We start from the raw sequence: 11,139 nt of genomic DNA on the forward strand, positions 1-11,139 counted from the left end.
GGGTCCAGCGCGTGCTCGGCGTCGATGAACGCCACCGAACCGCCGAGCTTCTGCGCGTTCGCCACCGCGTGCAGCGTCAGCGTCGTCTTGCCGGAGGACTCCGGCCCGTACACCTCCACCACACGGCCGCGCGGCAGACCGCCCACACCGAGCGCCACGTCCAGGGCGGTCGACCCGGTGGGGATCACCTCGATGGGCTCGTTCGGCCGCTCGCCCAGGCGCATCACCGCACCCTTGCCGAATTGCCGTTCAATCTGTGCGAGTGCGGCGTCCAGCGCCTTCTCGCGGTCGTTACCTGCCATGGGTTCCACCCGATTTGCTTGAGTCGATCGCTTCACGTCTCAGACGCTAACCCCTGCCACTGACAATGGGCCTCGGCGTCCTCCCGGCCTGTGGACAACTCCGTGGCCGGGCCCGGGAAAACCCGGCCGGAATCCCATCAGAATGGATGTTCGATTTCCGTGTCAAGCGCACCACGCGGACCCCGCGGCTGCCGCTCGACCGAACGCCGCAGGCCTCTCATCGGCCTGTCGCCGCATACGGCCGAGGCTGCACACCTGGGCACTTCGCCCTATATTCCATCAATATGAGAGCGATTACGGGGCCCGGGGCGCCTGACGGAGGGCGGGCCCCCGGATCCGATCTGGCCGGCCGCGTGGCACTCGTCGCCGGAGGCACCCGGGGGGCCGGGAGAGGGATCGCCGTCCAGCTCGGCGCCGCCGGGGCGACCGTCTACGTGACCGGCCGGACGAGCGGGTCCGAGCGCTCCGAGATGGACCGGCCCGAAACGATCGAGGAGACCGCGGCCCTGGTCGACGCGGCGGGCGGACGGGGCATCGCCGTCCAGGTCGACCACCTGGTTCCCGACCGGGTCAGGGCGCTCGTGGCCCGGATCGCGAGCGAGCAGGGTGCCCTGCACATTCTGGTGAACGACATCTGGGGCGCCGAGATCGAGTGGGACAAGCCGGTGTGGGAGTCGTCGCTCGACACCGGGCTGCACACCCTGCGGCTGGCCGTCGACACCCACGCCATCACCAGTCACTTCGCGCTGCCGCTGCTGATCGAGACACCGGGCGGTCTGGTCGTCGAGATGACCGACGGGACGGACGAGTACAACGCGTCCCACTACCGCGTCTCGTTCTTCTACGACCTGGCCAAGGCCGCGGTGAACCGGATGGCCTTCGCCCTCGGCCACGAACTCGCGCCGCACCACGCCACGGCCGTGGCGCTCACCCCGGGCTGGCTCCGGTCCGAGGCCATGCTCCAGGCCCACGGGGTGACCGAGACCACCTGGCGGGACGCCGTCGCGCACGCGCCCCACTTCGCGATCTCCGAGTCCCCCGCGTACGTCGGCCGAGCTGTCTCCGCCCTCGCCGGCGACCCCGAGGTGGCCCGCTGGAACGGCAGGTCACTCTCCAGCGGGCAGCTCGCCCAGGTGTACGGCTTCACGGACGCGGACGGAAGCCGGCCCGATGCCTGGCGGTATCTGACCGAGGTCCAGGACCCGGGCCTGCCGGCCGATGTGACGGGCTACCGCTGAGACCACCCCGCCGCGACCCGCCGCTACCACCGGGGCCGCCCGCCGTGACCGGTCGCTACCGCAGAGACGGCCCGTCCGGCGTGTCCTCCGCGTCTCCGCGTCCGGCGGCCCGCGGGCCGCTCACCAGACGGCGGATCCGTGACGGCAACGGCCTCCTGGGCGCGCGGCTGCTCCCCCCGTGCACGCGTGGGTCGTCGGTGACGTCGTACCGCTTCACATAGGCGCCGAGGAACGCCTGGAGCGTGGCGATCGCGGGGATGGCGACCAGCGCGCCGACCGCGCCGAGCAGCGCCGTGCCGGCGATGACCGATCCGAAGGCGACCGCCGGGTGGATGTCGACGGTCTTCGCGGTCAGCTTGGGCTGGAGCACGTAGTTCTCGAACTGTTGGTAGATCACGACGAACCCGAGCACCCACAGCGCGTACCAGGGGTCGACCGTGAAGGCGATCAGCATGGGCAGGGCGCCCGCGAGATACGTGCCGATGGTGGGGATGAACTGCGAGACGAGTCCGACCCAGACGGCGAGTGCCGGGGCGTAGGGCACCCCGAGGATCACCAGCAGGACGTAGTGCGCGACGCCGGAGATCAACGCCATCAGACCGCGCGAGTAGATGTATCCGCCGGTCTTGTCGACCGCGATCTCCCAGGCGCGCAGCACCTCGGTCTGCCGGGCCGGTGGCAGGACGGAGCACAGGGCGCGCCGGAGGCGGGGGCCGTCGGCCGCGAAGTAGAAGGAGAACAGGAAGATCGTCAATACCCGGAACAGCCCGCCGAGGACCGTCGTGGAGACGTCGAGCACTCCGGTGGCGCTGTTCTGGACGTACTTCTGCAGCCAGTCGGAATGCAGCAGGCTGTCCTGGACCTCGACCCGGGAGAGCTCGGTGCGGAAGGTCTGGTTGACCCAGTTGATCACCGAGTCGATGTACTTGGGGAACTCGTCGACCATGTCGACGATCTGGCCCGCGAGCATCGATCCCAGCAGCACCACGAATCCGACGCCGAAGATCATCAGGCCGAGGAAGACGAGGAACGTGGCCAGCCCGCGGCGCATGCCGCGCTCCGCCATCCGGCTGACCGCGGGTTCGATGGCGAGCGCCAGGAAGAACGCGATCAGCACGTTCGTCAGCAGCCCGATGAGCTGGTCGAACGCCCAACTGCCGAGCAGGAAGCAGGCGTAGAGCGCCAGGGCCAGCGCCATCGCACGCGGCAGCCAGCCGGGCATGCGGACCCCACCGGCGCCGGAGGGCGGCGCGGGTGGTGCGGTCGGCGGGGCGGGCGGGGGTGCGGACGGCTGGGCAGGGGCGGTCTCGTCTGTCGATGACACGGGGACAAGTCTGGCCTATGCCACCGGCCACCGGTCCCCCGCCCCGAGTCGACCGTTCCGGGTTGGCGTTCCCGCCCGGAACGGGGTCAGCCGCGTTCAGCCCGTGTCCACCGGCCGTGCACGGAGTTCAGCGCTCGTCCGCCGGAACGTGCGTGGCCCCCAGAACTTGTCCGCCGGGGCAGCCACGGAGTTCAGCGCTTGTCCGCCGGGACGTCCATGGCCGTGCAGACCCCGCGCCAGACGTCCTTGGCGTCCCAGCCCGCGTCCAGGGCCTGGTGCACCGTGCGGCCGCCGAGTTCGGCCATCACATGGTCACGGGCGAAGGAGTCCGCGTACGCCGCACCGAAGTGGGAGGCCATCCGCTCCCAGAAAATCGTCAACCGCATGCCACCAGTATCCCGCTCCTGAGAGTGCAGCCGGTCCGCCGGGCACCTGCCGGGCACCTTTCCCCTCTACGGTCGGTCCATGGCTGGAACCGGAGCAAGCACCCTCGCCCGAGCCGAGCAGTTCATCTGGCTCACGGCCCGTGTCCTCGAACAGCGGAGGTTCGCCCATGGCTTCCTGGGCGGAGATCCCGACGCCGTCGAAACGGCCCTCTCCGCCTATCTGAACGAGGACGGCGGCTACGGTCACGCGCTGGAACCCGATCTCCGGGGTCCGGTCAGCCAGCCGCTGCACACCGCCCACGCGCTGAGCGTTCTTGATTCGATCAACCGCTGCGACGGGCAGCGCGTGGAACGGATCTGCCGCTATCTGACCGATGTGTCGACCAAAGAAGGTGCCTTGCCCGCTCTGCTTCCCACGCAGCGCGGTTATCCCGCGGCACCGTTCATCCCGATCGTGGACAACCCACCGGCGGAGCTGCTCGCGACCGGCCCGGTCGTCGGGCTGCTGCACGGCAATCAGGTGTGGCACGCCTGGCTGTTCCGGGCGACGGACTTCTGCTGGAGTGCCGTCGAGGCTCTGGAGCAGTCCCATCCCTATGAGGTCGAGGCCGCGGTCGCCTTCCTGGACGGCGCCCCCGACCGGGCCCGCGCCGAGGCGGCGGCCGACCGGCTCGGCCGTCTGGTGCGCGAACAGCGCCTCGCGGTGCTCGATCCCTCCCGACGGGCGGAGTACCCGGTGGCGGCGGGCTACGCGCCGGGCGAACACCACTTCCCGCACGACTACGCCCGTACGCCGGGGTCCCTGGCCCGCCGCTGGTTCACGGACGAGGAGCTGGAGCGCTCCCTCGACCACCTGGCCGCCGAGCAGCAGGACGACGGCGGATGGCCCGTGACCTGGCGTCAGTGGGCCCCGGGGACCGCGCTGGAAGGGCGCCCCCTGGTGACGCTCAGAGCCTTGGAAACGCTCCGCTCGTACGGTCGTCCGCTCGGCTGACCACATCTCCGGCGGGGAGGGCGGGCGGGACGTCCGGCGAGGCGGGGCGAGTGCCTCCTCTCCCCGCCTCCCGGGCGCTCGCCCCGCTCAGGCCAGCGCGCGTACGCCCGCCGTGACCAGAACGCCCGCGCCGACGACGACCAAAAAGGGAGCACGGAGGACCAGGGCGAGTGCGGCCGCTCCGAGGCCGGCGGCACGGGCGTCGAGGACGAGCTGCTGGCCGTCGCCGAAGGTCTGCTGCGCGGTCAGCGCCGCCAGCAGCGCCACGGGCAGCAGGGCGGCCATCCGCTGGACGAGCGGTCGCTCCAGCACGCCCGCGGGCACCAGCAGGCCCAGGAGTTTGGCGAGATAGCAGCCCACCACGGTCAGTCCGATGGCGATCCAGACGTTCATGAGTGCCGCTCGCCCTTCTTCCGCCGGGTCCCCGAACCGTCCGGGGCATCAGAACCGCCCGGGGCTTCCGAACCGTCCGGGGCGTCCTGTCCCCGCTTCGTCCGTCCCATGAGGAAGAGGACGACGGGCGCCGCGAGCGCCGACAGCAGGACGGGAACACCCGCCGGCAGAACGGGCAGCAGTGTCAGGGCCAGCAGGACGGCCAACCCCGCCGTGACGCGTTCGGTGGTGCTCTTGAGCATCGGCGCGAGCAGCGCGAGGAACACCGCGGGGCTGGCCGCGTCCAGGCCCCACGCGTCGGTGTCGCCCAGCGCCTCGGCGCCCAGGGCACCCACCAGGGTGGTGAGGTTCCACAGCACGTACAGGGTGAGTCCGGTGACCGTGAAGCCGATGCGCGCGGCCCGCCGGGTGGGCTGTGGCAGGGTGACCGCGGTCGTCTCGTCGATGACCCAGTGGGCGGCGAAGGGCCGCACCGCACGGGGAAGGGCGAGCAGCTGGGAGAGCCGCAGACCGTAGAACGCGTTCCGGACGCCCAGGAAGAACGCCCCGGCCGCGGCGGTGTAGGGGTTGCCGCCCGCGGCCAGCGCGCCGACCAGGGCGAACTGCGAGGCGCCGGTGAAGACGAGAAGACTCAGGACACAGGTCTGCAGCAGGCTGAGGCCGGAGCCGGCGGAGGTGACGCCGAAGGCGAAGCCGGAGAGCCCGACCGCGATGCCGACGCCGAGCGCGTCCCGGACGACGGCCGCGTCCGGCTTGTCCGGTCGGGCCTCGGCCGCCGGGCCGGGCGGGCCGGCGGATATGGCACCGGCCGGGCCGGTGCGCTCTGGGGGTGCTGTCTGTTCTGCCACGCCCGGAACGCTACGGGGATCGTTCGGTCCGGGTCTTGTACGTTCTTGCACGCTCGCCGGTACGTTCTGCCCACCCGCTGGGGGGGGTGCACCACCACCGGTACGTTCTCGCGTCCTCGCCGGCACGACCCCGAACCCTCACCGGCCGGGCCGCGACACGCCGCGCTCGCGCTGGTAGGCGCCGGGCGGCACACCCACGATCCGGGTGAAGTGGCGATTGAGGTGCGGCTGGTCCGTGAAGCCGACGGCGGTCGCGGCCTCGGCGGGCGCGACACCGGCGTCGAGCATGCGTCGGGCCCTGCGCACCCGGGCATCGGTGAGCCACGTGTGGGGCGGCATCCCGTACTCCTTCTTGAAGGCTCTCAGCAACGCGAACGGCCCGGTGCCCAGCTCGGCGGCGAGCCTCTCCAACGTGGGCGGGGCGGCCATGCGCTCCTCCAGCGCCGCGCGGGCGCGCACGGCGTTCCGCGCACTCCCGGCGTGCGTGGCCGGTCCGGGCAACGGGCTGCCGTGCCGACTGAGGAGCCGGGTGACCAACACCCGCAGCAGGCTGTCGGCCGCCAGCGCGTTGCCCTCCTCCGCCGCCCGGTGCACCTCGGTGATCAGGCGGGAGGCGTGGGGGTCGGTCACCCGGGTCTCGGCGAAGCCGACCGTGCCGCGCAGGGAGGTCACCTCGGCCGCGATGTCGTTGACGACCTGGGCCGACGGGTAGAGCGTGGCGTACGCCCAGCCCTCGGGCGCCCCGGAGCGGGCGGTGTGCGGCACCTCCGGGTTGATCATGACGACGGTTCCGGGGACCGCGTGGACCGTGCCGCCCGGCAGCCCCACGTCCTCCACCCCGCCGGTGACCGCACCGAAGACGTAGCCCTCGTGGCTGTGCCGGGGGAAGGTGTGCCGGACGTACCGGGCCCGCAGCAGATCGAGGTCGGGCAGCGCGGCGTACTGCCAGTGCCGGGCCCATTCCTCCGTGCCGTCCGCTCCCGTCATGGGGCCATTCTCGCAGGTCCCGGTCGTGCGCCACCGGCTGAGCGGGCCACCGCGGGCGGTGTCACCGGCCCGTTGTCAGTGCCGGGGTGCACGATGGGGAGCATGACCGGATCCGCGCTCGACGCGTTCTCGCCCGCGACCCGCAGCTGGTTCGCCGGGGCTTTCAGCGCGCCCACCGCCGCGCAGGAGGGCGCCTGGCGGGCCATCGGCGAGGGCAGCGACGTCCTGGTCGTCGCGCCGACCGGTTCCGGCAAGACACTGGCCGCGTTCCTCGCCTCGCTGGACCGGCTGGCGGCCGAGCCGCCGCCCGCCGACGCGAAGAAGCGCTGCCGCGTGCTGTACGTGTCCCCGCTCAAGGCCCTCGCGGTCGACGTCGAGCGCAATCTCCGCTCGCCGCTGACCGGCATCCGCCAGGAGTCGGTGCGCCTGGGCCTGCCGGAGCCGGAGGTGCGGGTCGGCATCCGGTCCGGCGACACCCCGCCCGCCGAGCGGCGCTCCATGGTGACCAGGCCGCCGGACATCCTGATCACCACACCCGAGTCGCTGTTCCTGATGCTGACGTCCTCCGCCCGGGAGGCGCTGGCCGGCGTCGAGACGGTGATCCTCGACGAGGTGCACGCGGTCGCCGGGACGAAGCGCGGCGCCCATCTCGCCCTGTCCCTGGAGCGTCTCGACGAGTTGCTGCCCCGTCCCGCCCGGCGCATCGGCCTGTCCGCGACGGTCCGGCCGGTCGACGAGGTGGCCCGCTTCCTGTCGCCCCAGCGCAAGGTGGAGATCGTCCAGCCCCGGTCCACCAAGGAGTTCGACCTCTCGGTCGTCGTCCCGGTCGAGGATCTGGGCGAGCTGGGCGGCTCCCCCGCCACGGACGGCGACTCCGGCCAGGCGGACAAGCCCTCGATCTGGCCGCATGTCGAGGAGCGCATCGCCGATCTCGTGCAGTCGCACCGCTCCACCATCGTCTTCGCCAACTCCCGACGGCTGGCGGAGCGGCTGTGCAACCGGCTGAACGAGATCGCTTACGAGCGGGCGACCGGCACCGCGTTCGACCCCGACAACCCGGCCCCCGACCTCCCGGAGGCGCACGCCCCCGCCGAGATCATGGCCCAGTCCGGCGCGGGCAGGGGCGCACCGGCCCTGCTGGCCCGCGCCCACCACGGCTCGGTCTCCAAGGAGCAGCGGGCCCAGGTCGAGGAGGACCTCAAGGCGGGCCGGCTCCCCGCCGTGGTGGCCACCTCCAGCCTGGAGCTGGGCATCGACATGGGCGCGGTCGACCTGGTGATCCAGGTGGAGTCCCCGCCCTCCGTCGCCTCCGGCCTCCAGCGGGTGGGCCGGGCCGGACACCAGGTGGGCGCGGTCTCCACCGGGGTGGTCTTCCCGAAGTACCGCGGCGATCTGGTGCAGGCCGCCGTCGTCACCGAGCGGATGCGCCAAGGAGCCATCGAGGCGCTGCGCATCCCGTCCAATCCGCTGGACGTCCTGGCGCAGCAGCTGGTCGCCATGGTGGCCCTGGACAGCTGGCAGGCCGACGACCTGCTGTCCCTGGTCCGGCGGGCCGCCCCGTTCGCCTCGCTTCCCGAGTCGGCGTTCACCGCCGTCCTCGACATGCTCGCCGGACGCTATCCCTCCGACGCCTTCGCGGAGCTGCGTCCCCGGGTCGTGTGGGACCGCGTCGGGGGCACGGTCACGGGCCGCCCCGGCGCGCAGCGGCTCGCTGTCACCTCGGGCGGCACCATTCCCGACCGGGGACTCTTCGGGGTCTTCCTCGCCGGGGCCGACCCGAAGAAGGGCGGCGGACGGGTCGGCGAGCTGGACGAGGAGATGGTCTACGAGTCCCGGGTCGGCGACGTCTTCACCCTGGGCACCACGTCCTGGCGGATCGAGGACATCACCCGGGACCGGGTCCTCGTCTCGCCCGCCCCGGGCGTTCCCGGCCGGCTGCCGTTCTGGAAGGGCGACCAGCTGGGCCGCCCCCTGGAGCTCGGGCGTGCCCTGGGAGCGTTCCTCCGTGAGATCGGCGGGCTCTCCGACGAGGACGCCCGGCTGCGCCTGCTGGCCGCCGGGCTCGACGCCTGGGCGGCGGACAACATCCTGGCCTATCTGGACGAGCAGCGCCGGGCCTGCGGCCACGTCCCGGACGACCGGACGATCCTGGTCGAGCGGTTCCGGGACGAGCTGGGCGACTGGCGGGTCGTCGTGCACTCCCCCTTCGGTGCCCAGGTGCACGCCCCCTGGGCTCTCGCCCTGTCCGCCCGCCTCGGTGAGCGCTACGGGATGGACGCCCAGGTCATGCACGCCGACGACGGGATCGTGCTGCGGCTGCCCGACGCGGACATGATGGGCCTGGACCTGCTCGACTTCGACGCCCCGGACGCCGGGGAGGGCGGACCGGCGCCCGGAGCCGTGGCGTACGACAGCGACCAGCCGCCGGTGGCGGCCGCCGACGTCGTCTTCGACCCGGGCGAGGTCCAGCAGATCGTCACCGACCAGGTGGGCGGATCGGCCCTGTTCGCCGCCCGGTTCCGGGAGTGCGCCGCGCGCGCCCTGCTGCTGCCCCGGCGCTCCCCCGGCAAGCGCACCCCGCTCTGGCAGCAGCGCCAGCGGGCCTCCCAGCTGCTCCAGGTCGCCTCGGAGTTCGGCTCGTTCCCGATCGTCCTGGAGGCCGTGCGCGAATGCCTCCAGGACGTGTTCGACGTCCCCGGGCTCACGGAACTGATGGGCGACCTGGAGGCGCGCCGGGTCCGGCTGGTCGAGGTGACCACCCAGGAGCCCTCGCCCTTCGCCCGCTCGCTCCTCTTCGGTTATGTAGCCCAGTTCCTGTACGAGGGCGACTCACCGCTCGCCGAACGGCGCGCCGCCGCCCTCTCCCTGGACTCCCACCTCCTCGCCGAGCTGCTGGGCCGGGCGGAGCTGCGCGAGCTGCTCGACCCGGAGGTCCTCACCGAGCTGGAGCGGGAGCTGCAGTGGCTCACCGAGGACCGGCGGATCAAGGACGTCGAGGGGGTCGCCGACCTGCTCCGCGTGCTCGGTCCGCTCACCGGCGCCGAGCTCGCCGAGCGGGGCGCCGAGCCGTCCTGGGCGCCGGAGCTGGCGTCGGCCCGCCGGGCGATCCAGATCCGGATCGCCGGAGCCGATCACTGGGCGGCGATCGAGGACGCGGGACGGCTCCGCGACGCCCTGGGCACCGCGCTCCCGGTCGGCGTTCCCGAGGCGTTCACCGAGCCGGTGAAGGACCCGCTCGGCGACCTCCTCGCCCGTTTCGCACGGACGCACGGCCCGTTCACCGCCGCCAGGGCCGCCGAGCGTTTCGGGCTCGGCACCGCCGTCACCGACGGCGCGCTGCAACGGCTGTCGGCCTCCGGCAGGACCGTCCAGGGTGAATTCCATCCGGCGGGCATCGGCCAGGAGTGGTGCGACGCCACGGTGCTGCGCCGACTGCGCCGCCGTTCGCTGGCGGCGCTCCGCCAGGAGCTGGAGCCGGTGCCGCCCGCGGCCCTCGCCTCCTTCCTCCCCCAGTGGCAGCACTTCGGCTCCAGCGGCCTGCGGGGCATCGACGGGCTGGCCCGCGCCGTCGAGCAGCTTCAGGGCGCGCCCGTTCCCGCGTCGGCGCTGGAGAAGCTGATCCTGCCGAGCCGGGTCATGGGCTACGCCCCGGCGATGCTCGACGAGCTGACGACCACGGGGGAGGTCGTCTGGGCCGGGGCAGGAGCGCTGCCCGGTAAGGACGGCTGGGTCTCCCTCTACCTCGCCGACAGCGCGCCACTCCTCCTGCCTCCTCCGCACCCGCTGGAGCTGTCGGCACTCCACGAGTCCGCGCTCACCACGCTCTCCGGCGGGTACGGCCTCTTCTTCCGCCAGATCGCCGATCAGGTCCGGGCCACCACTCACCCGGACTGCACGGACCAGCAGCTGGCCGACGCCCTGTGGGACCTGGCCTGGTCAGGGCGGCTCACCAACGACACCCTGGCCCCGCTGCGTTCGCTCCTGGGGTCGGGGCGGACGGCGGGCTCCACCGCCCACCGCTCCCGGCGCAGCGTCCCGCGCGGGCGCTACGGCTCGCTCACCGCCGCCGCCCGCCCCGCGTCCCGGACCGGCCCGCCGACCGTATCGGGCCGCTGGTCCCTGCTGCCCCCGGTCGAACCGGAGCCGACCCACCGCGCCCACGCCCTGGCCCGGACCCTCCTCGACCGGCACGGCGTGGTGACCCGCGGCGCGGTGCAGGCCGAAGGGGTGGAGGGCGGCTTCTCCGCGACGTACCGCATCCTGGCCGCCTTCGAGGACAACGGGCAGGCGCGGCGCGGCTATGTGGTCGAGGGGCTCGGGGCCGCCCAGTTCGCGATGGACGGCGCGGTGGACCGCCTGCGGGCGGCCTCCACGGCCCGCGACCGGCGGGATCCGGGCACCGAACCCCAGGCTCTGGTGCTCGCCGCGGCCGACCCGGCCAACGCGTACGGCGCGGCCCTGCCGTGGCCCGAGTCCCCGGACGGCGCCGGACACAAGCCGGGCCGCAAGGCGGGGGCGCTGGTGGTCCTCGTCGACGGCGAGCTGACGCTCTACATGGAACGGGGCGGGAAGACCCTCCTGGCCTGGCCGTCCGACCCCGAGGCCCCGGCCCTGCGGGCGGCGGCCGGGGCCCTGGCCGCCTCGGCCCGCGGCGGCGCCCTGGGCAC

The 11,139-nt window shown here is 73.1% G+C and carries 8 protein-coding genes and 1 pseudogene; 3 read left to right on the plus strand and 6 right to left on the minus strand.

The window, feature by feature from the left end; genetic code table 11:
• Positions 1–302: pseudogene (locus tag CR470_RS30400) on the minus strand (ATPase domain-containing protein); the annotation flags it as partial.
• A gap of 353 nt (positions 303–655) precedes the next feature.
• Between CR470_RS30400 and CR470_RS30405 the strand changes: the two are divergent.
• The gene (locus CR470_RS30405; RefSeq protein ID WP_097870701.1) at positions 656–1,540 is read left to right on the plus strand and encodes an SDR family oxidoreductase; all 885 of its coding nucleotides are present in this window, start codon (positions 656–658) and stop codon (positions 1,538–1,540) included.
• Between the two features lie 55 nt (positions 1,541–1,595).
• Here the strand turns inward: CR470_RS30405 and CR470_RS30410 are convergent, their stop codons facing one another.
• Positions 1,596–2,762 carry an AI-2E family transporter gene (locus CR470_RS30410; RefSeq protein WP_097870702.1) on the minus strand — a complete coding sequence of 389 codons (1,167 nt, stop codon included), beginning with the start codon at positions 2,760–2,762 and terminating at the stop codon, positions 1,596–1,598.
• 293 nt (positions 2,763–3,055) lie between these two features.
• Positions 3,056–3,250 (minus strand): DUF3046 domain-containing protein, encoded by a 195-nt coding sequence (locus CR470_RS30415; protein ID WP_097870703.1) that lies wholly within the window; start codon positions 3,248–3,250, stop codon positions 3,056–3,058.
• Between the two features lie 79 nt (positions 3,251–3,329).
• Between CR470_RS30415 and CR470_RS30420 the strand changes: the two genes are divergently transcribed.
• Positions 3,330–4,244 carry a hypothetical protein gene (locus CR470_RS30420; RefSeq protein WP_097870704.1) on the plus strand — a complete coding sequence of 305 codons (915 nt, stop codon included), beginning with the start codon at positions 3,330–3,332 and terminating at the stop codon, positions 4,242–4,244.
• A gap of 87 nt (positions 4,245–4,331) precedes the next feature.
• On the opposite strand, the gene CR470_RS30425 is transcribed toward CR470_RS30420, so the two are convergent.
• The 3 genes from CR470_RS30425 to CR470_RS30435 all read right to left on the minus strand — a co-directional run bounded on the left by CR470_RS30425 (position 4,332) and on the right by CR470_RS30435 (position 6,472).
• Positions 4,332–4,637 (minus strand): AzlD domain-containing protein, encoded by a 306-nt coding sequence (locus CR470_RS30425; protein ID WP_097870705.1) that lies wholly within the window; start codon positions 4,635–4,637, stop codon positions 4,332–4,334.
• Positions 4,634–5,485, minus strand: coding sequence for an AzlC family ABC transporter permease (locus CR470_RS30430; RefSeq protein WP_097870706.1), 852 nt, complete (start codon positions 5,483–5,485; stop codon positions 4,634–4,636). Before CR470_RS30430 ends, CR470_RS30425 begins: the two co-directional genes overlap by 4 nt.
• Before the next feature lie 138 nt (positions 5,486–5,623).
• Positions 5,624–6,472: an AraC family transcriptional regulator gene (locus CR470_RS30435; protein ID WP_097870707.1), complete on the minus strand. Its 849-nt coding sequence runs from the start codon at positions 6,470–6,472 to the stop codon at positions 5,624–5,626.
• 102 nt (positions 6,473–6,574) lie between these two features.
• Here CR470_RS30435 and CR470_RS30440 point away from each other — a divergent pair.
• Positions 6,575–11,139 (plus strand): Lhr family ATP-dependent helicase (locus CR470_RS30440; RefSeq protein WP_097870708.1); only part of this gene is annotated, 4,565 nt, incomplete at its 3' end.

The organism is Streptomyces sp. rh34, from assembly GCF_002551245.1.
Lineage (GTDB): Bacteria > Actinomycetota > Actinomycetes > Streptomycetales > Streptomycetaceae > Streptomyces.